Below are 25,593 nucleotides of genomic sequence, written 5' to 3'. Positions count from 1 at the left end.
CAGCCGGAACTACCCTTGTTGTACAACAACAGCAAGGAGACGGTCATGACAAACAATCCTCCCTCATCGCGTATCCAGCCTGGCGAGTATGGTTTTCCCCTTAAGCTGAAGCCCCGCTATGACAACTTTATCGGCGGCGACTGGGTGGCGCCCGTCGACGGTGAATACTATTCCAACCTGACGCCCGTTACCGGCCAGCCGCTGTGTGAAATTGCCAGTTCGGGCAAACGGGATATCGATTTAGCGCTGGATGCGGCGCATAAGGCGAAAGATAAGTGGGGGCAAATGTCCGTTCAGGACAGAGCGGCCATTTTGTTCAAAATCGCCGATCGGATGGAGCAGAATCTGGAGCTGCTGGCGACCGCAGAAACGTGGGACAACGGCAAGCCGATCCGCGAAACCACGGCGGCGGACGTGCCGCTGGCGATCGACCATTTCCGCTATTTTGCGTCCTGCATCCGTGCCCAGGAGGGGGGAATAAGTGAAGTTGACAAAGATACCGTGGCGTATCACTTCCACGAGCCGCTCGGCGTGGTGGGGCAAATTATTCCGTGGAACTTCCCGCTGCTGATGGCGAGCTGGAAAATGGCGCCCGCGCTGGCGGCGGGTAACTGCGTTGTGCTGAAACCTGCACGCTTAACGCCGCTTTCGGTACTGCTGCTGATGGAGGTAATTGGCGACCTGTTGCCGCCGGGGGTCATTAACGTGGTCAACGGGGCCGGGGGAGAGATCGGCGAATATCTGGCTACTTCAAAGCGTATCGCCAAAGTGGCGTTTACCGGCTCAACGGAAGTGGGTCAGCAGATTATGCAGTACGCGACCCAGAACATCATTCCGGTCACCCTGGAGTTGGGCGGGAAATCGCCGAACATCTTCTTTGCCGACGTGATGGATGAAGAGGATGCCTTCTTCGACAAAGCGCTGGAAGGGTTTGCGCTGTTTGCGTTTAACCAGGGCGAAGTCTGCACCTGTCCGAGCCGCGCGCTGGTGCAGGAATCCATTTATGAGCGCTTTATGGAGCGGGCGATCCGGCGCGTGGAGTCGATTCGCAGCGGTAATCCGCTGGATAACGTTACCCAGATGGGGGCGCAGGTATCGTATGGCCAGCTGGAAACCATCCTCAACTATATTGATATCGGTAAAAAAGAGGGGGCCGATGTGTTGACCGGCGGTCGTCGTAAGGTGCTGGGCGGCGATTTGCAGGAGGGCTACTACCTTGAGCCGACTATCCTGTTCGGTAAGAACAACATGCGCGTTTTTCAGGAGGAAATTTTTGGACCGGTGCTGGCCGTCACCACGTTTAAAACCATGGACGAGGCGCTGGAGCTCGCTAACGACACGCAGTATGGCCTGGGGGCGGGCGTCTGGAGCCGTAACGGTAACCTTGCCTATAAAATGGGCCGCGGCATTCAGGCCGGACGCGTATGGACAAACTGCTATCACGCCTATCCGGCTCATGCGGCGTTTGGCGGCTACAAACAGTCGGGCATCGGGCGCGAAACCCATAAAATGATGCTGGAGCACTACCAGCAAACGAAATGTCTGTTAGTCAGCTACTCCGATAAACCGCTGGGGCTGTTTTAATCTCCCGGGCGGCCTGAGCCGGGTTAAAGCCGGGTGGCGGCTTCGCCTTACCCGGCCTACTTTTTACTCCCTCTCCCGTGGGAGAGGGCTGGAGTGAGGGCAACAGGCCGCAGTTATTCAGCCTTCATCCACCCATATCCGCATTTCCCCTTCTCCCCGGTTTGCCCAGCTGAACCATGGAATAAAGGTCAGCGTCTGGGGCTGACGTTCTACCGGCGAGTGGTCGTACTGCCACAGGGCATCAGTGTCCTTCGCCTGACACCCAATCCCTTCCGCCTGTATCAGCATCTTGTGCGCGAAAATGCCTTTGCCTTCAAATACCCGAAACGCGCTGTCTTGCGGCAAAGAAAGGTTATGCAGATTTGCGCCGTTATCGGCTTCTTCCAGGCAGTAAACCAGCGGCCCACGCTGCAATGCGACTTTCCCCGCCTGCTGGCGCACCTGCGGGTTGCCGTACACGCGGCGGACCGGCATCGGTAACGTCAGCGTCAGCGTGTCGCCTTCCTGCCAGCGGCGGTTGAGGTATAAATATCCACGGGAGACCTCGCCTGTAATGGCTTGACCATTGAGCGAAACAGCCGGTTCCGCACACCAGTCCGGCAGCCTCAGGGCCAGCGTGTGAGTCACCGGAACAGGTGAGGTTATCTCGATTTTCACCTGCTCATGCCACGGATAGTTTCCGCTAATCCACAGCTGGAGGGTGTGTTCCCCCACCGGAATGGCGACGTCGTTCCCCACGTACAGGTTGATCAACAGCGCGTCCGGGCGAACGGTATAAATATAGTGCCCCAGCGAGGTCAGCACGCGCGCAATATTCGGCGGGCAACAGGCGCAGCCGAACCAGCGCTGGCGCACCGGTTTCACGTGGTCATAGATATGGTTAAAGGCCAGTGTTTTCGGGTGCACTTCCAGCGGATTCACATAAAAGAAATGCTTACCGTCCAGCGCCATGCCACCCAGCACCGTGTTGTATAGTGCGCGCTCCATCACGTCGGCGTAGTGGCCGTCCGCCTCCATCTCCAGCATTCGGCGGGCAAACATCATCAGGCCGATGGAGGCGCAGCTTTCGGCATAGACCGTATCGTTGGGCAGATCGTAATCGCTGCTGAATGCCTCGCCGCTGCTTTGCGAGCCAATCCCGCCGGTGATGTACAGCTGGCGCTGTGCCATGTTGTTCCACAGCCGCAGGCAATCCTGACGTTTCCCTTCGTCGTTGCTCAGGCGCGCCAGATGCGCCATGCCCGCCATCAGATAGACAAAACGCACGGCGTGGCCGATGGCCGTTTGTTGTTCGGCAAGGGGCTGATGCGCCTGGCTGTAGGCTTTGTCCTTGACCATCCACGCCGGGCCATAGGTGTTCCAGTATGACGTTCTGCCGCGCTTCTCATATTCGATATCGTAGAAGTGAGGCTGTGTGCCGCGTTCCTCAATAAAGTATTTCACCAGATTGAGATAGCGTGGCTCCTGCGTGACGTCGTACAGCCGCATCAGCGCCAGCTCGATTTCCGGGTGGCCCGGATAGCCGTGCAGCTGGTTTTCGCCCGGGCCAAACACGCTGTCGATATGATCCGCCAGCCTGCACACCACGTCCAGCAGGCGGCGCTTTCCGGTTCCCTGGAAATACGCCACGCCCGCTTCAATCATATGTCCGGCGCAGTACAGTTCGTGGCATTCGGCCAGATTGGTCCAGCGCTCGGCCGGTGCTTTCACCGTGAAATAGGTATTGAGATAGCCATCTTCACACTGCGCCGCTGCGACCAGCTCGATCACCTCGTCGGCGGTTTTTTCCAGTTCGGCATCCGGCTTCTGGCACAGCGACCACGCTACGGCTTCGAGCCATTTCGCCACGTCGCTGTCCTGAAAGACCATCCCGTAAAACTCCCCCTGTTCCAGACCGGCCGCGATGCGGAAGTTGGCGATGGCGTGGCTGGGTTCAGCCTCCGCCACGCGATCGTTAAGCGCATCCCACTGGTAGGGGATTACCACATCGCGGACCAGCCGTTGGTACTGACCAAGAAACGGGTCGTTGATTTTCAGCTGATGCAGGTCGGCTTCCATTATGGTCATATCGTTCTCCTCAGGACTGTACATGACGCTGGCGCAAATCGGTGGCAATGCGCGACATCACGGGATTGTTAAGCCTGCACCAGCGGATAGCGACCGCCAGCAGCAGGTGGAAAAGGGCAGGGAGCAGCGTCTCCATGGCGGTGATGCCCTGCAATGAGGCGGGTGTCTGGTTGCCCGCGCCTGGCTGATAGGCCACGGCAATAAACACCAGGCTGATGATCCCGGCGCTGGATGCCCACGCGAGCTTGATGAAAAATAGATTGAAGGCGAAATTCATCCCCGAGGAGCGCACGCCGGTTTTCCATTCGCCGTAGTCATCGGCAAAGGCCATTAGCGAGAAGTGAAGCGGCAGGGTGAAGCCCAGGATCACGCCGTTACTTAAAATCACGATAAGCCAGAGCGTCTGGTGCGCCGGGCCACCTGGCAGGAACCACATTCCCATAGCAAGCGCAGCGAGCACCAGGTTGGTGTAGTAGTAGAGTTTGACGGTATCAATCCGCCGCGACAGCGGGTTGACGATCACCGCGCCCAGAATGGCGGCAAAGGTCACCATGGTGAAAAACAGCGAGGTGTACGCCGTGCTGCCCTGAAGCACGTAGGTGATGAAGTACATGTACCCGCCGCCGCGAATGTTGAAGACGTTGATCAGCAGAAACGACATCACCAGCATCAGCAGCAGCTGATCGTTTTTACGCAGGCCCGCCAGGTGCTCGCGCAGGGTGAATTTCCCCATCAACGCAAGCGGGACGCGCTCGCGCACCCAGAAGAAGCAGCACAAGAACATCACCACAGCGATGGCGCACAGTACGCCGACGCCCAGCTGATAACCCCGGGCGGTATTGCCCTGTCCCAGCTCTGACACCAGCCACGGCAGGCCAACGGAGACCAGAAAGCCCGCCACGCCGCACAGTACGAAGCGCCAGGACTGGCAGGATATTACCTCGTTGTGGCGGGTGGTCATGGTGTTGATCAGCGCGCAATATGGCACGTTGATGGCGGTATAGCCCACTGAAAGCAACAGATAGGTGCCGAACGCCCAGGCGATTTTCACGCCCATGCTGGCGTCCGGGACGGTGAAGGTCAGCACGCCGACGATCCCGATGGGAAGCGCGACCCACAGCTGCCACGGACGAAAACGCCCCCAGCGGCTCTGCGTGCGGTCGGCAATCACGCCCATCACTGGATCGGAAATCGCGTCAAATACCCGAAGGGCAATAAACAGCGTGCCCACCAGCGCGGGCGTCAGGCCAAATACATCGGTATAGAAAAAGGTCAGGAAGTTCATGATCAGGCAGGTAATTACCGTGCCGCCCGCGTCGCCCAGGCCGTAGCCAATTTTCTCGCGGACTGACAGTCGGTCATCGGCTGCCTGTTTTGCAACTTCTGCGTCTGTAATCGGTGTGGAAGTCATGGGGTAACTCCTCGATAAACGATTTTTTATCGTATTTGTGCAAGGTACCTCATTTATTCTGCATTCAACGGGCAGACCAACAAGGGAAGGGAAAAGTATAAAAAGGTGACGATTCCGACCTGATGGTAAAACTGTGAGTTTGATCGAGCTGTTCTGCTGATATTTATTAATAATCAAACAATAAACGCAATATTAGCCACCATAAAAGCGGGAAATTGAATATCCATGCTTGAATTATCCATAGCACTTCCGATTAAGGTTCAAAATGGCGGGTTATTTATCTCCCGGGGTGTGGGTCGTCATCCCGCACGAAAATTATCTTCGTGGGAGATAATCTTTGTCGAAAAAGGGACATTAACGATCCAGGAGGAAAATACGCTGTTTGAGGTAAACGCCGGCGAGAGTTTATTACTTTGGCCGAAGCGGCGGCATGTCGGCGTGGAAGATTTTCCGGGCGATCTCAAATTTTACTGGCTGCATTTTGAGGTGGATGAAGGCTTGCCTGCGTTGCCAGGTGCGACGCCACTGTCGATTGAGCAACACTGTAGCGTGCGGGATCCGCAATATGTTATTGCGTTATTCCGTCAGTTTTTAAGCGAGCAGGAAAAATTACAGCGTAGCCAGGCGCTGGAGATAATTTTGCTGTTAATTTTGCAGCAGATATCGCTCTCGCCGGGATATGAAGATAAAGCGGATGATGCGGGCGCAGCAATGGCGTGGAAGGCCAAACAGCTTATCCGCACTCACTTTCATTTGCCCATATCCACTTCACAGCTGGCGAAAGAGCTGCACTGCAACGCAGATTACCTGGGGCGAGTATTTCGCCGGACGTTTCATTTAACCCTGACGGAGGCAATACACCGCCAGCGCGTCAGGGCCGCTGAAAAATTGTTGCTGAACGATGCGGCCTCATTAACTGAAGTGGCCACCCGGTGCGGTTTTAATGACGTGGGTTATTTCCGGCAGATATTCTCGAAACATACCGGGTTAACGCCCGCCGTCTGGAAACGGCGGTACTGTAAAGAGCATATTAATTCCGGATGAGCGCATCCTCTTTGACCCATCACACCTTCGCTGCCTCGGACGTTATGTATGATGTGCTCAGAACCGGGTTTTAATGCACGCGAGGCGTAACTGATGAACCGATTTATTCTGACGGATCCTGAAAAATGTATCGGGTGCCGCACCTGTGAGGTGGCGTGCATGATGTCGCATCAAAGCAGCGCCACGCCAGAAGCGTTTACGTCACGTATCCGCGTGGTTAAGGGGGGAACCTTCACCACGGCCGTGGGCTGCCATCAGTGTGAAGATGCGCCCTGCGCGAATGTCTGCCCGACGGGGGCCATTTACCGTGCTGCGGGAGCCTGGCTCGTTGAGCAGGCTCGCTGTATCGGCTGCAAAAGCTGTATGGTGGCGTGCCCGTTCGGGGCAATGCAGGTTCGGGTTGTGGGAGATCGCGTTCAGGCGCTGAAATGTGATTTGTGCATGCATCGCGAGGGCGGTCCCGCCTGCGTCGAAGCCTGTCCCACCCACGCGCTGCGCTGCATAGAACCCGCCAGACTACGCGCGGAACGGCTGCGTAATCTGGCCTGAGGTTTTATTAACCGGCCTCGCGCCAGGCGTTCTCAATCTCTTCGGCGAGAATTTTCACACCCGCTTCGATTTTTTCCGGGTCCGGGACGTAGTTCATGCGCATGCACTGGTGCGTATGCGGCCACGGCTTATCCAGACCCGGGAAGAAGTAATCCCCCGGGACCATCAGCACGCCACGCTTTTTCAGACGCTGATAAAGCAGCTCTGTCGTAATGGGCAGATCCTTAAACCACAGCCACAGGAAAATTGCCCCTTCCGGTTTATGGATCAGGCAGCGTTCCTCCGGTAAGTAGCGGCGAAGGATGGCGATAGTTTCCTGAACGCGCTGAGAGTAAAACGGCTTGATCACCTCATTTGACAGGCGCAGCAGGTCGTTACGCCTGATCATCTCGCACATCATCGCCGGGCCGATGCCGCCAGGGGAAAGGCTGATAATGCCGTTCATGTTGGTAATGGCGGTGATGATTTTCTCGTTAGCAATGATAATGCCGCAGCGGCTGCCCGGCAGGCCCAGCTTGGAGAGGCTCATGCAGAGGATGATGTTCGGGTTCCACAGCGGACGCGCTTCGCTGAAGATGATCCCCGGGAACGGTACGCCATAGGCGTTATCGATCACCAGCGGGATGCCGTGCTGATTCGCCAGCGCATCCAGCTTCATCAGCTCGTCGTCGGTGATCACGTTCCCCGTCGGGTTGGTGGGACGAGATACGCAGATCATGCCCGTCTCTTCACCGATATGCAGATGTTCAAAATCGACGTGATATTTGAACTGGCCCTCTGGCAACAACTCGATATTCGGACGTGCGGAAACAAACAGGTCTTCTTCGAGGCCGGCATCGGCATAGCCGATATACTCCGGTGCCAGCGGGAACAGCACTTTTTTCGTGGTGCCGTCGGCGCGGCGTCCGGCGAACAGATTGAATAAGTAGAAAAACGCGCTCTGACTGCCGTTTGTCAGTGCAATGTTCTGTGGTTCGATATCCCAACCCAGCGCTTCCCGCAGCATTGTCGCCAGAAGCGTCAGTAGTTCTGTTTTACCCTGAGGGCCGTCGTAATTACATAGCGCATCGGTTGCTTTACCGTTTTCCAGCATGTCTGCCAGCAGCGTCTGGAAGTAGGTGTTCATCTCCGGAATTTGAGCCGGGTTTCCGCCGCCAAGCATGATAGCGCCTGGGGTGCGCAGCCCGTCGTTGAGGTCCTCCATCAGGCGGGTAATGCCTGAATGGCGGGTAAATTTGTCGCCGAATTGTGAAAACGTCATAGCAGGTGATCTGTCGGGCTTAATATGAAAGGCAGTAACCATAACGCCAGCACCGTGTTGGTGCAAATCGGCGGATGTGGTCGGATTTGTTGTTTTGTATGGTGGAGAGGGATTATTGCAGTGAATCGTTCTGATGAATGTACCCCTCACCCCGACCCTCTCCCCAAAGGGGCGAGGGTGAAAGACCGCACCGTGCAATCCCCTAGCCCCTTAGGGGAGAGGGTTAGGGTGAGGGGGCTGTTCTACTGATTACCCGCCCACACCACCATCACCTTATCGCCCTTGTGCTCGCGCACAAAGCCGTAGCCTTCTTTCATTGACAGCGTTGTTTGCTTGCCTTCACCCACAGCCGGATGACGGGCGCGGAACTGCCCCAGAAGCTGCCAGTGGGCGACAGTTAACGCCTGTTTACCCGTGACGTCCTGCCAGTTCATATCCGAACGGGTTCCCTGTAGCGGATCGGAGCCCGTCGGACCAAATGGACGCTCTGATTCATCGCCGTAATAGATCTGCACGCTTCCCGGCGCCAGCAGCAGTAACTCAGCGGCGCGCTGACCCCCTTCACGGAACAGACGCGTATCGTGGGAGGAGAGATAGCTCAGCACGTTAAAACTTTGCAGCTTTTCTGCCATTTGCTGCCAGGTCAAATCCATATCTGCCAGACAGTCCACTGCTTTCGCCGCCTGCTCCTGATAGTCAAAGTTGATCATCGCATCGAAGCCGTGGCGGTAATAATCGCTGTGCATCACGCCGTGGCCCCAGGATTCACCGGTCATCCAGAACGGCGCATCGTCGAGTTTTTTGTCCGGGTTGGCTGCCTTCCACGCGGCCAGCGCCTGGCTGGCCTGGTCTTTCAGTTGCTGCCAGGCTTCATGCTCAACGTGTTTGGCGGTATCGACCCGGAAACCGTCGATGCCGTAGTCACGTACCCACTGGCTAAGCCAGTGGGTCAGGTAATCTCGCGGCGTGAAATTCGTCATCACTTTCGCGTTGGTGTCGGGCTTGTGTTGATAAAAGTTCGGCAAACCTGACGGGGTTTTTGATTCCGTTTTCAGATCCGGCAGGAAGGCCAGGGACATGGTCAAGTCGTCAAAGCCCGGGTTGTCGTAATCACCGATATCGGTACGGATCCATTTTTTACCCCACCATTTTTCCCATGCGGCTTTGTCACTGAAGTTGATGTAATCGTTGAAGCTGTGCCAGCTTTGACCCGCGCCTGGCTTCCAGTCAGTCCAGCGTTCGCCGAGCGTTTTTTTCAGCTCATCTCCCTGTAAATAGAGTGCGCCAAACTGATATTGCTGCATATCTGCAAGCGTCGCATAGCCCGCGTGGTTCATGACAACGTCAAACAGGACGCGGATACCGCGCCTGTGCGCGTCGTCGACAAGCTGGCGTAAATCATCTTCGTTGCCCATGTTGGCGTCGAGTTTCGTCCAGTCCTGGGTGTAATAACCGTGATACGCGTAGTGGGGGAAATCCCCTTTGGTGCCGCCGCCAACCCAGCCGTGGATCTGCTCCAGCGGGGAGCTTATCCAGAGCGCATTCACGCCCAGTTGCTGAAGGTAATCCAGTTTGCTGGTAAGCCCTTTCAGATCGCCGCCGTGGAAAGTACCTATCTCCTGCATACCATCTTTATGGCGGCCATAGCTGTTGTCGTTGGTGGGGTCGCCATTCACGAAGCGATCGGTCAGCACGAAATAGACGGTGGCGTTTTGCCAGCTGAACGGCGCGGGTTTGTCCGTTTCGGCGCGCTCAAGCAGCAGCAGGCCATTGCTGTTGGCGGCTGGCTGAAGAGTCACTTTGCCATTTTGAACGGTCGCGGTCTGTTTGCTGTAAAAATCACGCACCACCGTGCCTTCCGGGAACGTGTTAACGACGTCGATCGTGAGCGGTTTGCCGTCCCACTTCGGGCACTGGCGGGTAACGTTTGCGACAGGCTGTGGCGCCGCACTTTGTACCGTCAGCATCAGCGTCGGCGTTCCAGAGCGCGTATCAATACGCATCTGATAAACGCCGTCACGGAATAATCGCCACTGCGGTGGCGTGCCTTCGCACGGTTTGAGCGACAGCATCTCGTTGAGCTTAATGGCCTTTGTCGGCTGCCAGCACGCGTTGTCAAGACTCAACGTCAGTGGACGGGTACCCTTCGCAAGCGTTGCCTGGCTGGTAAAGACGCCGGTACCTTCAGCGTTGAATGCGTCAAAACCCGGCGATGACCAGTCGGCATGCGCGAATGCGGGTAACATCAGAACAACTAATGCAGTGCGTTTCATTCCATTTTCCTGTCGCGGCATTTTTGACCAGTGTGCCATTCGGCTCAGGGGAAAAACTCCTCCTCTGAGGCTTTCTGCCAGGAGGACGCGTAGGGATGAGTGATCCCGCGCAAAATTAGGCAGTTATCTGCGATATCGCGCACATTTTTCCAGTGTTGGTGCTTTAATGAGCATGTTCCGGATGACATAGTTTCGGAATTGGACTATTTATAGACGTGCTCTTGAAGACTATTTTTGGTACGATTTGAGATTCCGCTCTCAAATTTTGAAGAAAATAAGGTGTTGGAATGCTTACATCCGACCAGGAGACCTAATGATATCGACTCCCATTCGACGATATGGGGCCGCGATACTCATGTTACTCACCATGGCATTTTCAGGTGAGGTGCTTGCAAAGACGCACACGGATACAACGAGTAAGAAAGCCCACGTAATAAAGACGACAAGCAGTAAGGTTAGCAGTAAACAAGAGTATTCTCGCAATAGTGCAAAGAGTAGTTCACTTCCTGATTTGCGAAAATACCCTTCCGGGACACCAAGGAAAAAAGCGTTTCTCCGGACGGTAATGCCTTACATTAAAAGTCAAAATGCCGCGATTACTGCGGATCGTAACTGGCTGATCGCCAAACAGTACGATAGCCGCTGGTCGCCGTCTGAGCGCACTCGCCTGAAAGACATCGCCAAACGCTATAAAGTGAAGTGGAGCGGGAACACGCGTCGTGTGCCGTGGAACACTCTGTTAGAGCGTGTGGACATTATTCCAGGCAGTATGGTCGCGACAATGGCCGCCGCCGAAAGCGGTTGGGGCACCTCGAAGCTGGCGCGCAACAACAACAATCTGTTTGGCATGAAATGCGCAAAAGGTCGTTGTACTAATGCACCCGGCAAGGTGAAGGGCTATTCACAGTTTGAATCGGTGAAAGATTCCGTGAATGCCTATGTGGTGAATCTGAACACCCACCCGGCCTACTCTTCGTTCCGTAAGTCACGCGCGCAGCTGCGTAAGGCGGATCAGGAAGTGACGGCCACGGCGATGATCCACAAGCTGAAAGGTTATTCCACCCAGGGACAGCGCTACAACAACTACCTGTTCTCCATGTACCAGGATAACCAGCGTCTGATTGCCGCACATATGTAATAAAAAACGCCTTCCACTGGAAGGCGTTCTTTTTTCTAGAGCAGGGCTTCACTGTACCGTTCCCGGTACTCCTTCGGCGTGGTGTCATACTCTTTCCTGAACACCGAATAGAAATACTGAAGCGACGGATAGCCGCACATCTGTGAAATCTCGTTGATCGACAGCGAGGTGGAGATCAGCAGACTGCGCGCTTTCTCCAGCTTTTCCGCATGGATCACGGCGTGGATCGTCTCACCGACTTCCTCTTTAAACCGCTTCTCCAGATTCGAACGTGAAATGCCGACCGAATCCAGCACCTGATCGACCTTAATCCCTTTGCAGGCATGATTGCGAATGTAGTGCATCGCCTGAATCACGGCCGGATCGTTTAAGGAACGGTAGTCAGTTGAGCGACGCTCGACCACGCGAACGGGCGGAACCAGCAGACGCTGGAGCGGCAGGGATTCGTTGTCTAACAGTCTGTGCAGCAGCTTTGCGGCCTGATAGCCCATCTGACGGGTACCCTGCGCCACGGATGAGAGCGCCACGCGCGACAGATAGCGCGTAAGCTCTTCGTTATCAATACCAATCACGCACAGCTTTTCAGGCACAGGAATATGCAAATGTTCGCACACCTGTAATACGTGGCGGGCGCGGGCGTCCGTCACGGCGATAATCCCTGTCTGGGGCGGCAGTGTTTGCAGCCAGTCAGCCAGGCGATTCTGTGCGTGCTGCCAGTTTTCTGGCGCGGTTTCCAGCCCCTGATAAACGACGCCGCGATACTTCTCCTGGGCAACCAGCTGGCAGAAGGCATACTCACGCTCCATCGCCCAACGCTTTCCGCTGGTGGCGGGCAATCCGTAAAACGCAAAACGATGGACGCCTTTCTCCTTTAAATGGAGGAAGGCGGTCTCAACCAGGGCATGGTTATCCGTGGCGATGTAGTGAACGGGGGGGTAATGTTCCGCTGAATGGTAAGAGCCGCCAACGCCCACGATAGGTACGTCGACGCCACTCAGCAACTGTTCAATCACGGGGTCGTCAAAGTCAGCGATAACCCCGTCTCCCAGCCAGTCTTTGATGTTCTCCAGACGGGTACGGAAATCTTCTTCGATGAAAATATCCCATTCGGATTGCGACGCCTGCAAATATTCACCAACCCCCTCAACCACCTGACGGTCATAGGCTTTGTTGGCATTGAATAACAACGTAATGCGGTGACGCTTTTCAAACATGGCTCACTTTCCCAAATTAGTCACGATACGGTTCTCAGGCGCGCCGCTTGGTGGCAGAGTCCATCCAGACTGCCAGCAAAAGAATGGCCCCTTTGACGATATACTGCCAAAACGTCGGCACGTCCATCATACTCATCCCGTTATCCAGCGAAGCCATAATAAATGCGCCCATCACCGCCCCCGCCACGCTGCCAATGCCTCCGGCGAGGCTGGTCCCGCCAATCACGCAGGCGGCGATGGCGTCCAGCTCGGCAATATTACCGGCAGACGGGGAACCCGCACCCAGACGTGAGCTGAGGATCAGCCCCGCGATGGCTACCATCAGGCCGTTGATGGCAAAGACGGCGAGTTTGGTGCGCTCGACGTTGATACCAGATAAACGCGCGGCTTCAAGATTGCCGCCGATAGCATAAATACGGCGACCGAATGCGGTACGTGTGGCCATAAACATCCCACCTAACAGCAACAGCGCCAGCAGCAGAACGGGCGTTGGGACACCGCGATAATCGTTTAGCAGCCAGATGGCCCCCAGCACAATCACCGCAGTAAGCGCCTGACGGCCGACAACCGAGGTTGAGGCAGGCGAGGCCAGCCCCAGCGCCTGGCGACGCATGCGTCCTCGCCATTGCCACACGACAAACGCCATCAGCCCAACCACACCGATCGTAAAACCGACGCCATCAGAGAGGTAGCTTTGGCCAATCTGGGACATCGAGGCGCTGGTCGGGGAGACGGTAGTGCCGTTGGTGATCCCAATCAGAATACCGCGGAAGGCCAGCATCCCTGCTAAGGTGACAATAAACGACGGGACTTTACGGTAGGCCACCCACCAGCCGTTCCACGCACCCAGCAGCAGACCCAGTACCAGCGTGACCGCAATCGTCAGCGGCAGCGGCCAGCCGAGCCAGACGTCAAAAATTGCCGCCACGCCGCCGAGCAGACCCATCATCGACCCTACCGACAGGTCAATTTCCGCTGAGATAATCACAAAGACCATCCCCACCGCCAGGATCCCGGTGATGGCGGTCTGACGCAGCAGGTTAGAGACGTTACGTGCGCTCAAATAGGAGCCATCGGTCATCCAGGTAAAGAACAACATGATGACGATAATGGCGGCAATCATTACAAAAACTTGCAGATTCAGCGATTTAAGTCCTGCGAACGCACCGGGCGTCGGAACAGCGACTTTGATATCAGACGGGTTGCTTTTCGACATGGCGTTCGCTCCTTAAGGCAGCTTCCATCACCTGCTCTTGCGTCAGGTTCTGGTTGTTCAGGTTGGCTTTGAGTTTCCCTTCATGCATGACCAGCACGCGGTCGCTCAGCCCCAGCACTTCAGGCAATTCGGACGAGATAACAATGACGGCAATCCCTTGCTGCACAAGCTGGTTGATCAGCTTGTAGATTTCATACTTCGCGCCGATATCGATCCCGCGCGTGGGTTCGTCCAGAATTAAAATGCGCGGATTAAGCAACAGGCAGCGTGCCAGAATCGCTTTCTGCTGGTTGCCGCCGCTCAGGCGACCTATCGCCAGTTCCGGCGAGGAGGTTTTCACCTTGAGCCTGGCAAGTGACTGAAGAATACACTGCTGTTCTGCGGCATCATCCAGGCTGCTCAGCGCGCCGGAAAACTGGCTGAGCGCCGCCAGCGTGATATTTTTTCCCACCGCCATGACCGGCACGATGCCGTCTTTTTTGCGGTCTTCGGGCACCATAGCAATGCCTTTGGCAATGGCCTGCTGGCAGTTGTCGATTTTTACCGGCTGACCGTCGATATAAATTTTGCCTTCCCAGCGCCCCGGCCAGACGCCAAACAGACACTGCACGGCCTCGGTTCTTCCGGCACCCACTAAACCCGCAATACCGAGAATTTCGCCGCGGTGCAGCGAGAAGGAGAGGTTATCCACGCGCTTGATGTGGCGGTTAACGGGATGCCACGCCGTCAGGTTTTCCACGCGCAGGAGTTCTTCTCCTATGGTGTGTGGTTCGTTGGGATACAGTGCGGTGAGTTCGCGACCCACCATCATGGTGATGATGTCATCTTCGCTCATGCCTTCTGCTTCACGCGTGCCAATGTGCTGCCCGTCGCGGATGACGCAGATGGTGTCGGAAATAGCTTTCACCTCATTGAGCTTGTGCGAAATATAGATGCAGGCGATACCGTGGTTTTGCAGGTCGCGGATGATATTGAGCAGAACGGCGGTTTCCTGTTCGGTGAGCGAGGCGGTTGGCTCGTCGAGGATCAGCAGGCGTACCTGTTTATTTAGCGCCTTGGCGATCTCCACCAGCTGCTGCTGGCCCAAACCTAAGTCGCCCACGCGCGTATCCGGTGAGATAGCGAGACTCACCTGGGCCAGCAGTTTTTCGCAGCGCAGCGTCATGGTGTCGTAATCCAGTACGCCGTGGCGCGAGAGTTCGGCCCCAAGAAAGATATTTTCCAGCACGGTAAGGTGCTTCACCAGCGCCAGCTCCTGGTGAATGATAGCGATGCCTTTGCGTTCGGTATCACGAATGTGCGTGGCCTGAAGCACCTCACCGGCAAAGACGATTTCGCCCTCGTAGCTGCCGTGCGGATAGATCCCGCACAGCACCTTCATCAGCGTGGATTTCCCCGAGCCGTTTTCGCCGCACAGCGACATCACTTCGCCGGGGTTCAGCCGCAGGCTTACGTTGTCGACCGCTTTCACCGCCCCGAAGGCTTTGGTGATGCTTTTCATTTCAAGTAAATAAGACATAACTGCTCCGCATAGCCCGACAGATGAACAGGGCAGGTCGATGCGCCCCCGCCGGGCAGGGGCTGCGCTGGATTACAGTTCACTCTTCTTATGGAAACCGTCTTTCACCACCGTGGCGTCAATATTCTCTTTGTTGACTTCGATAGGGGTAAGCAGGCGAGCTGGCACGTCTTTCAGGCCGTTATTTAACGTCGCGTCTGCTTTAGGTTGCTGGCCATTGCCCAGCTCAACGGCAATTTCGGCGGCGGTATTGGCAAGCTCGGTAATGGGCTTATAGACCGTCATAGTCTGGGTACCCGCGATAATGCGTTTTACACCCGCAAGGTCGGCGTCCTGTCCGGAAATAGCGACTTTCCCGGCCAGACCCTGCGCGCTCAGCGCCTGAATGGCGCCCCCCGCAGTGGCGTCGTTAGAGGCCACCACTGCATCGATTTTGTTGTTATTTGCGGTCAACGCGTTTTCCATAATTTTCAGCGCGTTTTCCGGTAACCAGCCGTCAGCCCACTGGTCGCCGACGACTTTAATTTTGCCCTCGTCGATATACGGCTTCAGCACTTTCATTTGTCCCTGACGGAACAGTTTGGCGTTGTTATCCACAGGTGAGCCGCCCATCAGGAAATAATTCCCTTGAGGCACTTTTGCGATCAAGCTTTTAGCCTGTAATTCACCCACCTTTTCATTGTCGAACGAAATATAATAATCAATATCCGCATTATTAATCATGCGGTCATAAGCCAGGACTTTTATGCCTTCCTGTTTTGCTTCTTTCACCACGTTGCTTAATACCTGGCCGTTATACGGGATAATGACCAGCACATCGACGCCACGGTTGATCATATTCTCAATTTGCGACATTTGCGTCTCTTCGTTGCCGTTAGCGGACTGAACGAACACCTCCGCGCCGAGAGATTCCGCTTTTTTAACAAAGATATCGCGATCTTTTTGCCAGCGCTCCAGGCGTAAGTCATCAATCGCCATGCCGATTTTGACCTCTTTGGCGTGGCCGGCAAAGCTTGCAAGCAGGAGAGTAGTGCAGAGCGTTAGGGTCAGGTTCTTTATCTTCATAATTATTAGGCCTTTTTGTAGGGGTATGTGTAGCTGAGATAAAAGAAACATTCACTGCTGAGACGCAGCAAATTTTTAACGTGGAAAGGCCTGCTGGCAATTACAGATTTTTATCTTCTCATTACGATATTTGGTTTATTTCTGAATTTATGACCGCGATCGGATTTTATAAAACGTAACCTATTAATTACATTTGATTCTGGAATGCGCGCCGAAAAATAGTTTGTCTGCACATTATTTTGCGAGCCAGCGCACAATTGCGCATTCTCTCAATAGCAGTGTGAAATAACGTAATTGAGCAACCTCCAATGTCTATTCACTATTACTCCAGAAGCAAGACCACGCCGCATACCCTGATTATGGAGCTCAATATGCAAGCTTATTTCGACCAACTCGATCGCGTTCGTTTCGAAGGCACGAAAACGACCAATCCTTTAGCATTTCGTCACTACAACCCGGATGAGCTGGTGCTGGGTAAGCGCATGGAAGATCACTTGCGCTTTGCCGCCTGCTACTGGCACACCTTCTGCTGGAACGGTGCCGATATGTTCGGCGTGGGCTCTTTTGACCGTCCATGGCAACAGCCGGGCGAGGCCATTGAGCTGGCGAAGCGTAAAGCCGACGTCGCGTTCGAGTTCTTCCATAAGCTGAACGTACCGTATTACTGTTTCCACGATGTGGACGTGTCGCCGGAAGGGGCGTCGCTGAAAGAGTATCTGAACAATTTTGCGCAGATGGTCGACGTGCTGGCTGAAAAACAGCAGCAAAGCGGCGTGAAGCTGCTCTGGGGTACGGCTAACTGCTTTACCAACCCTCGCTATGGCGCGGGCGCGGCAACCAACCCGGACCCGGAAGTCTTCAGCTGGGCGGCAACCCAGGTGGTGACTGCGATGAACGCCACGCATCAGCTGGGTGGCGAGAACTACGTTCTCTGGGGCGGTCGTGAAGGCTATGAAACGCTGCTGAATACTGACCTGCGCCAGGAGCGTGAGCAGATTGGCCGCTTTATGCAGATGGTGGTGGACCACAAGCACAAAATCGGCTTCCGCGGTACGCTGCTGATTGAGCCAAAACCACAGGAGCCAACCAAGCATCAGTACGACTACGATGTCGCCACCGTGTATGGCTTCCTGAAGCAGTTTGGTCTGGAAAAAGAGATCAAAGTGAATATTGAGGCTAACCACGCCACGCTGGCGGGCCACTCGTTCCATCACGAAATCGCCTCTGCGATTGCGCTGGGCATCTTCGGATCGGTGGATGCGAACCGCGGCGATCCGCAGCTGGGCTGGGATACCGACCAGTTCCCGAATAGCGTCGAAGAGAATGCGCTGGTGATGTACGAAATCATCAAAGCGGGCGGTTTCACCACCGGCGGCCTGAACTTCGACGCCAAAGTGCGTCGCCAGAGCACCGACAAATACGATCTGTTCTACGGGCATATTGGCGCGATGGACACCATGGCGCTGGCGCTGAAGGTGGCGGCCCGTATGATTGAAGACGGTGAGCTGGATAAGCGCGTGGCGAAGCGCTACAGCGGCTGGAACAGTGAGCTGGGCCAGCAAATTTTGAAAGGTCAGTTATCGCTTGCGGAGATCGCGAAGTACGCTGAACAGCATCAGTTGGCACCGCAGCATCAGAGCGGCCATCAGGAACTGCTGGAAAACCTGGTCAATCACTACCTGTTCGATAAATAACAGCATTCATGCCCGGTAAGCGCAGCGCCGCCGGGCATTTCTGTCAAAGGAGTCACCACATGTATATCGGGATCGATCTTGGCACGTCGGGGGTGAAAGCCATCCTGTTAAGCGAGCAGGGCGATGTGTTAGCCACGCAGACTGAAAAGTTGCAGGTTTCACGCCCGCAGCCACTTTGGTCGGAACAAGATCCGGAGCAGTGGTGGCAGGCGACGGACCGCGCGATGAAAGCCTTAGGTGAGCAGCACAGCCTGCGCGACGTGAAAGCGCTGGGCATTGCCGGGCAAATGCATGGCGCCACGCTGCTGGATAGCCAGCATCGCGTTCTGCGCCCGGCTATTCTCTGGAACGATGGCCGCTGTGCGGAAGAGTGCGCGATCCTTGAGGAGCGTGTGCCTGCGTCCCGCGAGATTACGGGCAATCTGATGATGCCCGGTTTTACCGCGCCAAAACTCCTGTGGGTGCAGCGCCATGAGCCTGAGATTTTTCGTCAGGTGGCGAAGGTTCTGTTGCCGAAAGACTACCTGCGTTTTCGCATGACGGGGGATTTTGCCAGCGACATGTCTGACGCCGCGGGCACGATGTGGCTCGACGTGGCGAAACGGGACTGGAGCGAAGCGATGCTGGATGCCTGCCAGCTGACGCGCGATCATATGCCTGCGCTGTTTGAAGGCAGTGATATCACGGGCGCTTTGCAGCCTTCTGTTGCTGAACGCTGGAATATGCCAGCCGTACCTGTCGTTGCCGGCGGCGGCGATAATGCGGCGGGTGCGGTCGGCGTGGGGATGGTGGAGACAGGACAGGCCATGCTTTCGCTCGGCACTTCCGGCGTCTATTTTGCCGTCAGTGACGGCTATCGTAGTAACCCTGAAAGCGCCGTACACAGCTTCTGCCACGCGTTGCCGGGTAAATGGCATTTGATGTCGGTGATGCTGAGCGCGGCTTCCTGCCTCGACTGGGCGGCAAAGCTGACCGGAATGGCGGATGTCCCGGCGCTTATCGCAGCGGCACAGCAGGCGGATGATACTGCCGGTGCGGTCTGGTTTTTACCGTACCTTTCCGGCGAGCGGACGCCGCATAACAACCCGGAAGCGAAAGGGGTCTTCTTCGGCCTTACCCATCAGCACGGCCCGGCAGAGCTGGCGCGCGCGGTGCTTGAAGGGGTCGGTTATGCGCTGGCGGACGGCATGGATGTCGTGCATGACTGTGGCCTGACGCCATCCAGCATTACGTTAATTGGCGGCGGGGCACGAAGCAGCTACTGGCGGCAAATGCTTTCCGATATCAGCGGGTTGCAGCTGGACTATCGTACTGGGGGAGATGTTGGTCCGGCGCTCGGTGCGGCACGGCTGGCGCAAATTGCGCTGAACCGGGATAAACCACTGCCCCAGCTTTTGCCCCAGCTGCCGCTTGAACAGCAGCATCGTCCTGATGCGAAAAATCATGCTCGCTACGCTGAAAGACGAGACGTTTTCCGCAAAATCTATCAGCAGCTTTTACCGCTAATGTCATAAACAGGAGCCGGGTGGCGCTAACGCTTACCCGGCCTGCCAGCCTTCAACCGGGTTAGCTCACAAACCTGCGTGTATCGATGCGTTGCAGCAGCATTGAGAGCAGCAGGCTGACAACCAGCGTAACGGTAAATATCCAGACAATATCCAGCACCGGCCAGCTTTTAAGCTCAACGCCGCGGGTGCGCAGGGCGTGGATCACCAGCGCGTGAAAACCGTAAATGCCCAGCGAGTGGCGAGAGATAAACCCCAGCACCGGAAGCGGGCGGGCATTCAGGGTGTTTTTAAACAGGGTCAGCAGCGAAACCGCGCAGATAAAGACCATCGGCCCGCAGTAGAGATACCAGGTATCGGCAAAGTTTCCGCGCCATTGCAGCTCGTGCAGCGTCCCTCGAGAGATAATAAACACACCGGCGATAAATGCTGCCGCGCAAAGCCAGTTTATTCCTCTCTTTTGCGTCTCCATCATGCCGATGGCGCGCCCCAGCATGCCGTACAGCACGTAATAAAACGTATCGCCGTTGATATAGAGGTTAACGGGCAGCCATTCAAAGCCATCAATTTTCTGTGAGACGGTATTCGGGTTTGCCACGATCCCGATTATTACCATCAAGGCCAGCAGCATTTTACCGCTAACGTTTTTTACCTGAATTAACGGCGAAACCAGATAGATAACCATTATCGCGAAGAAAAACCACAGATGATAGAACACCGGTTTTTGCAACAAATTGAGCAGGGAACGTTCAGCATTAATTGAAGTGAACAGGATGATATAGAGCAGCGAAATGGCGCTGTAAAACAGCAAACAGGAGACAATACGGATGAAATGTCTCGGCTGCGCGCTACGCTCGCCAAAAAAGAGAAAACCGGAAATCATAAAGAACAGCGGGACGCTCACGCGTGAGGCTGAGTTCAGAATATTGGCGACATCCCAGTTAACAGGGCTGATACTGTGCGCGTTCGTGACATACCAGGTCGTAGTGTGGATCATCACCACCATCAGACAGGCTATTCCCCGCAGGTTATCAATCCAGTTAATTTTTGACTGCATCAGTTCCTCTGTATTCCTGATAAAGAAAGTGTGACTGCGATTGCGTAAAACTTTTCCCTTGGAAAATTCTGAGTTTAGCCAGGCTGTCTTGTCGGGAGCTGGCGAGATTCGCAGAATGTTGAACATTAATCTATAAACGTGTTGCTACTAAAAATAACAGCCACTGACCAGGGCGGTAATAAAAATGATGATGAAGCGTGGGGCGTCACTCTTTCTGCTGCTTTTATTAGCAGGGTGCAGTGCTTCTCAGGAGGCTCCAGTCCAAAAAGCGCAGCAGGGGAAAATGAGCCCGGAGCGTTCCCTGAATATGGAACAGCTGTGCAGGGATCAGGCGGCTCACCGCTATAATTCCGAAGCACAGAAAATTCATATTAACGGCTTCGAGCGCTTTCAGGGCAGCTATGAACTGAAAGGCTATACGGCGCGTAAAGAGGGCTTTGTCTGCTCTTTTGATGCAGACGGCCAGTTTTTACATCTCTCAATGCGCTAAATTGCTCGTATAAGCAGCAACCAGAGCCTTCGCAGGTTCTGGCTGTAGGGCTTATTCCCCAATTTTCCCTAAACAACCCCGTTTCGTACTGTATATCTTGCAGCCAGCGGGTATACTGATCCCTTCCATTTAAAACCACACGTATCCAGCACGAAATACTATGCAAAAGTTTGATACCAAGACCTTCCAGGGCCTGATCCTGACCTTACAGGATTACTGGGCTCGTCAGGGCTGCACCATTGTTCAACCTTTGGACATGGAAGTTGGCGCAGGCACCTCACACCCGATGACCAGCCTGCGCGCGTTAGGGCCAGAGCCGATGGCGACCGCCTATGTTCAGCCATCCCGTCGTCCGACCGATGGCCGTTACGGCGAAAACCCGAACCGTTTGCAGCACTACTATCAGTTCCAGGTGGTGATTAAGCCATCACCTGACAATATTCAGGAACTGTACCTCGGGTCACTGAAAGAGCTGGGTATGGATCCGACCATTCACGACATTCGTTTCGTGGAAGATAACTGGGAAAACCCAACGCTGGGTGCCTGGGGTCTGGGTTGGGAAGTGTGGCTGAACGGCATGGAAGTGACCCAGTTCACCTACTTCCAGCAGGTTGGCGGTCTGGAATGTAAACCGATCACCGGCGAAATCACCTATGGTCTGGAACGTCTGGCCATGTACATTCAGGGCGTAGACAGCGTTTACGACCTGGTCTGGAGCGACGGCCCGCTGGGTAAAACCACCTACGGCGACGTGTTCCATCAGAACGAAGTGGAGCAATCCACCTATAACTTCGAATACGCGGACGTGGACTTCCTGTTCACATGCTTCGAGCAGTACGAGAAAGAAGCCCAGCAGCTGCTGGCGCTGGAGACTCCGCTGCCTCTGCCTGCCTACGAGCGTATTCTGAAGGCTGCCCACAGCTTCAACCTGCTGGATGCCCGCAAAGCGATCTCCGTGACTGAACGTCAGCGCTACATTCTGCGTATTCGTACCCTGACCAAAGCCGTTGCTGAAGCTTACTACGCGTCCCGTGAAGCCCTTGGCTTCCCGATGTGCAACCGAAACAAATAAGAGGCGGCCATGTCTGAGAAAACTTTCCTGGTGGAAATCGGCACTGAAGAGCTGCCACCAAAAGCCCTGCGCAGCCTGGCTGAATCTTTCGCTGCGAACGTCACTGCTGAGCTGGATAACGCTGGCCTGGCGCACGGTAAAATTGAGTGGTTTGCTGCACCGCGTCGTCTGGCGCTGAAAGTGGCAAACCTGGCGGCGTCTCAGCCGGATCGCGAAGTTGAAAAACGTGGCCCGGCCATTGCCCAGGCGTTCGACGCGGAAGGCAAGCCGAGCAAAGCGGCTGAAGGCTGGGCGCGCGGCTGCGGTATCACCGTCGATCAGGCCGAACGTCTGACCACCGACAAAGGTGAATGGCTGCTGTATCGTGCCCATGTGAAAGGCGAAAGCGCGGAAGCGCTGCTGCCAGATATGATTGCGACCTCGCTGGCTAAGCTGCCGATTCCTAAGCTGATGCGCTGGGGCGCGTCTGACGTTCACTTTGTGCGTCCGGTTCACACCGTGACCCTGCTGCTGGGCGATACCGTTATTCCGGCGACCATTCTGGGCGTGGCGTCCGATCGCGTGATCCGCGGCCACCGCTTTATGGGCGAGCCGGAGTTCACCATCGACAATGCTGATCAGTACCCGCAGATCCTGCTGGAGCGCGGTAAGGTCATTGCTGACTACGAACAGCGTAAAGCCAAAATCAAAGCTGACGCCGAAGAAGCGGCGCGCAAAATTGGCGGTAATGCCGATCTGAGCGATAGCCTGCTGGAAGAAGTGACCTCTCTGGTCGAATGGCCGGTTGTGCTGACCGCGAAATTCGAAGAGAAATTCCTGGCCGTTCCGGCTGAAGCGCTGGTGTACACCATGAAGGGTGACCAAAAGTACTTCCCGGTTTACGCCAACGACGGCCAGCTGCTGCCAAACTTCATCTTCGTCGCGAACATCGAATCGAAAGATCCGAGCCAGATTATCTCCGGTAACGAGAAAGTGGTGCGTCCACGTCTGGCGGACGCCGAGTTCTTCTTCAACACCGACCGTAAAAAACGTCTGGAAGATAACCTGCCGCGTCTGCAAACCGTACTCTTCCAGCAGCAGCTGGGTACGCTGCGCGACAAGACTGACCGTATCGCGGAGCTGTCCGGCTGGATTGCCCGTGAAATTGGCGCCGACGTTAACCACGCTACCCGCGCGGGCCTGCTCTCCAAGTGCGACCTGATGACCAACATGGTGTTCGAATTTACCGACACCCAGGGCGTGATGGGCATGCACTACGCGCGTCATGACGGCGAAGCGGAAGACGTGGCTGTGGCCCTGAACGAGCAGTATCAGCCGCGCTTTGCCGGTGACGATCTGCCGTCTAACCCGGTTGCCTGCGCCGTGGCGATTGCCGATAAGATGGACACCCTGGCGGGTATCTTCGGTATCGGTCAGCATCCGAAAGGCGACAAAGACCCGTTTGCGCTGCGTCGTGCTGCGCTGGGCGTGCTGCGCATCATCGTAGAGAAGAACCTCAATCTCGATCTGCAAACGCTGACCGAAGAAGCGGTCCGTCTGTACGGCGATAAGCTGACCAACGCGAAGGTTGTGGATGATGTTATCGACTTTATGCTCGGTCGTTTCCGCGCGTGGTATCAGGACGAAGGTTACTCCGTTGATACCATTCAGGCGGTGCTGGCGCGTCGTCCGACCCGTCCGGCAGATTTCGATGCGCGTATGAAAGCGGTATCCCACTTCCGTACGCTGGAAGCGGCGTCTGCGCTGGCCGCGGCCAACAAGCGTGTATCCAATATCCTCGCGAAATCCGACGAGACGCTGAACGAACGCGTAAACGCTGCAACCCTGAAAGAGCCGGAAGAGATTTCTCTGGCGATGCAGGTTGTGGTGCTGCGCGACAAGCTGGAGCCGTATTTCGCGGAAGGTCGCTACCAGGAAGCACTGGTGGAGCTGGCGGAGCTACGTGACGTCATCGATGCCTTCTTCGAGAAGGTGATGGTGAATGTGGAAGATAAAGAGCTGCGTATTAACCGTCTCTCGATGCTTGAGAAACTGCGTGAGCTGTTCCTGCGCGTGGCGGATATTTCGCTGCTGCAATAATGTAAAAAACCCGCCCCTGACAGGCGGGAAGAACGGCAACTAAACTGTCTCTCTTCGCCAATGGCGCCATAACTGCGTTGGCTGCGCTCGTTCACCCGAATCACTTACTAATGTAAGCTCATCGGGATTCGCTCGCTTGCCGCCTTGTTCTGACGTCATTGGCTTTAAGATACTTTTCCTTATTTACATTTACACTCTCTCAAACACCGTCGCGATCCCCTGACCCAACCCGATACACATCGTCGCTAGTCCGAACTGGGCATCTTTGCGTTCCATCAGGTTGATCAGCGTGGTGCTGATACGCGCCCCGGAGCAGCCCAGCGGGTGACCGAGGGCGATCGCGCCGCCATTGAGGTTAATCTTCTCGTCGATCTGATCCATCAGCCCCAGATCTTTAATGCACGGCAGGATCTGCGCGGCGAACGCTTCATTCATCTCGAAAAGGTCGATATCACTTGCGCTCAGCCCCGCTTTTTTCAGCGCCAGTTTTGACGCCGGGACCGGACCGTAACCCATGATGGAAGGATCGCAGCCCACGACTGCCATCGAACGCACGCGGGCGCGTGGCGTCAGGCCTAATTCGCGGGCGCGGCTTTCGCTCATCACTAACATGGCGGCGGCACCGTCGGACAGGGCAGACGAGGTGCCCGCCGTTACCGTGCCGGTGACCGGATCAAACGCCGGACGCAGGGTAGAAAGCGCTTCAACAGTGGTTTCAGGACGGATAACTTCGTCGTAGGTGAACTGCTTCAGTACGCCGTCTGCGTCGTGACCGCCGGTTGGGATGATCTCATTCTTAAAGGCACCAGACTGCGTGGCGGCCCAGGCGCGGGCATGCGAGCGCGCGGCAAAGGCATCCTGCATTTCACGGCTGATGCCGTGCAGACGGGAGAGCATCTCGGCGGTCAGGCCCATCATACCGGCGGCTTTCGCCACGTTGCGGCTCATGCCCGGATGGAAATCGACCCCGTGGCTCATCGGCACGTGGCCCATGTGCTCCACGCCGCCCACCAGACAGGCCTGCGCATCGCCGGTCATGATCATCCGTGCCGCGTCGTGCAGCGCCTGCATCGACGAACCGCAAAGACGGTTGACGGTGACCGCCGGAACCGAATGCGGGATCTCCGCCAGCAGAGACGCGTTACGGGCGATGTTGAAACCCTGCTCCAGCGTCTGCTGGACGCAGCCCCAGTAAATATCGTCCAGCGAAGCAGGGTCCAGCGCCGGATTACGCGCCAGCAGGCTACGCATCAGGTGCGCGGAGAGATCTTCCGCACGCACGTTACGGAATGCACCGCCTTTTGAACGGCCCATCGGGGTGCGAATCGCATCAACAATGACAACCTTTTCCATTG

19 protein-coding genes are annotated in these 25,593 nt (G+C 55.7%); 9 read left to right on the top strand and 10 right to left on the bottom strand.

Annotated elements, in window-relative coordinates:
- The first annotated feature begins 45 nt into the window (after nucleotides 1–45).
- Nucleotides 46–1,584, top strand: coding sequence for an aldehyde dehydrogenase AldB (aldB, locus tag L2Y28_RS21665; protein ID WP_022649756.1), 1,539 nt, complete (start codon nucleotides 46–48; stop codon nucleotides 1,582–1,584).
- Nucleotides 1,585–1,701: 117 nt separating this feature from the next.
- Here the strand turns inward: aldB and L2Y28_RS21660 are convergent, their stop codons facing one another.
- Together L2Y28_RS21660 and L2Y28_RS21655 are read right to left on the bottom strand one after the other, a co-directional pair.
- Nucleotides 1,702–3,651, bottom strand: a complete 1,950-nt coding sequence (locus tag L2Y28_RS21660; RefSeq protein ID WP_022649755.1) for a glycoside hydrolase family 127 protein — start codon at nucleotides 3,649–3,651, stop codon at nucleotides 1,702–1,704.
- A 10-nt stretch (nucleotides 3,652–3,661) separates the two neighbouring features.
- Entirely contained in the window at nucleotides 3,662–5,062 is a 1,401-nt protein-coding gene (locus L2Y28_RS21655) for an MFS transporter (RefSeq protein ID WP_022649754.1), read from the bottom strand.
- A 225-nt stretch (nucleotides 5,063–5,287) separates the two neighbouring features.
- Between L2Y28_RS21655 and L2Y28_RS21650 the strand changes: the two genes are divergently transcribed.
- Nucleotides 5,288–6,106 (top strand): helix-turn-helix domain-containing protein, encoded by an 819-nt coding sequence (locus L2Y28_RS21650; RefSeq protein ID WP_022649753.1) that lies wholly within the window; start codon nucleotides 5,288–5,290, stop codon nucleotides 6,104–6,106.
- A 93-nt stretch (nucleotides 6,107–6,199) separates the two neighbouring features.
- The gene (locus L2Y28_RS21645; RefSeq protein WP_022649752.1) at nucleotides 6,200–6,655 is read left to right on the top strand and encodes a 4Fe-4S dicluster domain-containing protein; all 456 of its coding nucleotides are present in this window, start codon (nucleotides 6,200–6,202) and stop codon (nucleotides 6,653–6,655) included.
- A gap of 7 nt (nucleotides 6,656–6,662) precedes the next feature.
- On the opposite strand, the gene avtA is transcribed toward L2Y28_RS21645, so the two are convergent.
- Both avtA and L2Y28_RS21635 read right to left on the bottom strand, forming a co-directional pair.
- The gene (gene avtA / locus L2Y28_RS21640) at nucleotides 6,663–7,916 is read right to left on the bottom strand and encodes a valine--pyruvate transaminase (protein WP_022649751.1); all 1,254 of its coding nucleotides are present in this window, start codon (nucleotides 7,914–7,916) and stop codon (nucleotides 6,663–6,665) included.
- A 242-nt stretch (nucleotides 7,917–8,158) separates the two neighbouring features.
- A complete protein-coding gene (locus L2Y28_RS21635) occupies nucleotides 8,159–10,189 on the bottom strand; it encodes an alpha-amylase (RefSeq protein WP_022649750.1) in 2,031 nt (676 codons plus the stop codon).
- A 313-nt stretch (nucleotides 10,190–10,502) separates the two neighbouring features.
- Between L2Y28_RS21635 and L2Y28_RS21630 the strand changes: the two genes are divergently transcribed.
- Entirely contained in the window at nucleotides 10,503–11,327 is an 825-nt protein-coding gene (locus L2Y28_RS21630; protein WP_022649749.1) for a protein bax, read from the top strand.
- A 35-nt stretch (nucleotides 11,328–11,362) separates the two neighbouring features.
- Here the strand turns inward: L2Y28_RS21630 and xylR are convergent, their stop codons facing one another.
- The 4 genes from xylR to xylF all read right to left on the bottom strand — a co-directional run bounded on the left by xylR (nucleotide 11,363) and on the right by xylF (nucleotide 16,341).
- Nucleotides 11,363–12,541 carry a D-xylose utilization transcriptional activator XylR gene (gene xylR, locus L2Y28_RS21625; protein ID WP_022649748.1) on the bottom strand — a complete coding sequence of 393 codons (1,179 nt, stop codon included), beginning with the start codon at nucleotides 12,539–12,541 and terminating at the stop codon, nucleotides 11,363–11,365.
- Nucleotides 12,542–12,575: 34 nt separating this feature from the next.
- Entirely contained in the window at nucleotides 12,576–13,757 is a 1,182-nt protein-coding gene (gene xylH / locus L2Y28_RS21620) for a xylose ABC transporter permease XylH (RefSeq protein ID WP_022649747.1), read from the bottom strand.
- Nucleotides 13,735–15,276: a xylose ABC transporter ATP-binding protein gene (locus L2Y28_RS21615; RefSeq protein ID WP_015572746.1), complete on the bottom strand. Its 1,542-nt coding sequence runs from the start codon at nucleotides 15,274–15,276 to the stop codon at nucleotides 13,735–13,737. The genes xylH and L2Y28_RS21615 overlap by 23 nt, the downstream gene beginning before the upstream one ends.
- Nucleotides 15,277–15,348: 72 nt before the next feature.
- The gene (xylF, locus tag L2Y28_RS21610) at nucleotides 15,349–16,341 is read right to left on the bottom strand and encodes a D-xylose ABC transporter substrate-binding protein (RefSeq protein ID WP_022649746.1); all 993 of its coding nucleotides are present in this window, start codon (nucleotides 16,339–16,341) and stop codon (nucleotides 15,349–15,351) included.
- Nucleotides 16,342–16,712: 371 nt separating this feature from the next.
- On the opposite strand from xylF, the gene xylA reads away from it, so the two are divergent.
- Together xylA and xylB are read left to right on the top strand one after the other, a co-directional pair.
- Nucleotides 16,713–18,035 (top strand): xylose isomerase, encoded by a 1,323-nt coding sequence (gene xylA / locus L2Y28_RS21605; protein WP_026080557.1) that lies wholly within the window; start codon nucleotides 16,713–16,715, stop codon nucleotides 18,033–18,035.
- Nucleotides 18,036–18,094: 59 nt separating this feature from the next.
- Nucleotides 18,095–19,549 (top strand): xylulokinase, encoded by a 1,455-nt coding sequence (gene xylB, locus L2Y28_RS21600; protein WP_022649744.1) that lies wholly within the window; start codon nucleotides 18,095–18,097, stop codon nucleotides 19,547–19,549.
- Between the two features lie 52 nt (nucleotides 19,550–19,601).
- Here the strand turns inward: xylB and L2Y28_RS21595 are convergent, their stop codons facing one another.
- Nucleotides 19,602–20,597 (bottom strand): acyltransferase, encoded by a 996-nt coding sequence (locus L2Y28_RS21595; RefSeq protein ID WP_022649743.1) that lies wholly within the window; start codon nucleotides 20,595–20,597, stop codon nucleotides 19,602–19,604.
- Between the two features lie 184 nt (nucleotides 20,598–20,781).
- On the opposite strand from L2Y28_RS21595, the gene L2Y28_RS21590 reads away from it, so the two are divergent.
- The 3 genes from L2Y28_RS21590 to glyS all read left to right on the top strand — a co-directional run bounded on the left by L2Y28_RS21590 (nucleotide 20,782) and on the right by glyS (nucleotide 24,238).
- Nucleotides 20,782–21,087, top strand: a complete 306-nt coding sequence (locus L2Y28_RS21590) for a YsaB family lipoprotein (protein WP_022649742.1) — start codon at nucleotides 20,782–20,784, stop codon at nucleotides 21,085–21,087.
- A 160-nt stretch (nucleotides 21,088–21,247) separates the two neighbouring features.
- Complete coding sequence (glyQ, locus tag L2Y28_RS21585; protein WP_003860141.1) at nucleotides 21,248–22,159, top strand: glycine--tRNA ligase subunit alpha; 912 nt, start codon at nucleotides 21,248–21,250, stop codon at nucleotides 22,157–22,159.
- A 9-nt stretch (nucleotides 22,160–22,168) separates the two neighbouring features.
- A complete protein-coding gene (gene glyS, locus L2Y28_RS21580; RefSeq protein WP_022649741.1) occupies nucleotides 22,169–24,238 on the top strand; it encodes a glycine--tRNA ligase subunit beta in 2,070 nt (689 codons plus the stop codon).
- A 189-nt stretch (nucleotides 24,239–24,427) separates the two neighbouring features.
- Here glyS and fadA read toward each other — a convergent pair whose 3' ends face one another.
- Nucleotides 24,428–25,591, bottom strand: coding sequence for an acetyl-CoA C-acyltransferase FadA (gene fadA, locus L2Y28_RS21575; protein ID WP_022649740.1), 1,164 nt, complete (start codon nucleotides 25,589–25,591; stop codon nucleotides 24,428–24,430).
- Between the last annotated feature and the right edge of the window lie 2 nt (nucleotides 25,592–25,593).

The sequence above is a fragment of the Enterobacter sp. JH25 genome, assembly GCF_021725435.1.
Taxonomy (GTDB): domain Bacteria; phylum Pseudomonadota; class Gammaproteobacteria; order Enterobacterales; family Enterobacteriaceae; genus Enterobacter; species Enterobacter intestinihominis.
This window is presented reverse-complemented; position numbering and strand designations above follow the sequence as displayed.

Coding starts and splice junctions, on each gene's coding strand:
- aldB (WP_022649756.1), top strand. CDS start 46: ATGACAAACAATCCTCCCTCATCGCGTATCCAGCCTGGCGAGTATGGT.
- L2Y28_RS21660 (WP_022649755.1), bottom strand. CDS start 3,651: ATGACCATAATGGAAGCCGACCTGCATCAGCTGAAAATCAACGACCCG.
- L2Y28_RS21655 (WP_022649754.1), bottom strand. CDS start 5,062: ATGACTTCCACACCGATTACAGACGCAGAAGTTGCAAAACAGGCAGCC.
- L2Y28_RS21650 (WP_022649753.1), top strand. CDS start 5,288: ATGCTTGAATTATCCATAGCACTTCCGATTAAGGTTCAAAATGGCGGG.
- L2Y28_RS21645 (WP_022649752.1), top strand. CDS start 6,200: ATGAACCGATTTATTCTGACGGATCCTGAAAAATGTATCGGGTGCCGC.
- avtA (WP_022649751.1), bottom strand. CDS start 7,916: ATGACGTTTTCACAATTCGGCGACAAATTTACCCGCCATTCAGGCATT.
- L2Y28_RS21635 (WP_022649750.1), bottom strand. CDS start 10,189: ATGAAACGCACTGCATTAGTTGTTCTGATGTTACCCGCATTCGCGCAT.
- L2Y28_RS21630 (WP_022649749.1), top strand. CDS start 10,503: ATGATATCGACTCCCATTCGACGATATGGGGCCGCGATACTCATGTTA.
- xylR (WP_022649748.1), bottom strand. CDS start 12,541: ATGTTTGAAAAGCGTCACCGCATTACGTTGTTATTCAATGCCAACAAA.
- xylH (WP_022649747.1), bottom strand. CDS start 13,757: ATGTCGAAAAGCAACCCGTCTGATATCAAAGTCGCTGTTCCGACGCCC.
- L2Y28_RS21615 (WP_015572746.1), bottom strand. CDS start 15,276: ATGTCTTATTTACTTGAAATGAAAAGCATCACCAAAGCCTTCGGGGCG.
- xylF (WP_022649746.1), bottom strand. CDS start 16,341: ATGAAGATAAAGAACCTGACCCTAACGCTCTGCACTACTCTCCTGCTT.
- xylA (WP_026080557.1), top strand. CDS start 16,713: ATGCAAGCTTATTTCGACCAACTCGATCGCGTTCGTTTCGAAGGCACG.
- xylB (WP_022649744.1), top strand. CDS start 18,095: ATGTATATCGGGATCGATCTTGGCACGTCGGGGGTGAAAGCCATCCTG.
- L2Y28_RS21595 (WP_022649743.1), bottom strand. CDS start 20,597: ATGCAGTCAAAAATTAACTGGATTGATAACCTGCGGGGAATAGCCTGT.
- L2Y28_RS21590 (WP_022649742.1), top strand. CDS start 20,782: ATGATGATGAAGCGTGGGGCGTCACTCTTTCTGCTGCTTTTATTAGCA.
- glyQ (WP_003860141.1), top strand. CDS start 21,248: ATGCAAAAGTTTGATACCAAGACCTTCCAGGGCCTGATCCTGACCTTA.
- glyS (WP_022649741.1), top strand. CDS start 22,169: ATGTCTGAGAAAACTTTCCTGGTGGAAATCGGCACTGAAGAGCTGCCA.
- fadA (WP_022649740.1), bottom strand. CDS start 25,591: ATGGAAAAGGTTGTCATTGTTGATGCGATTCGCACCCCGATGGGCCGT.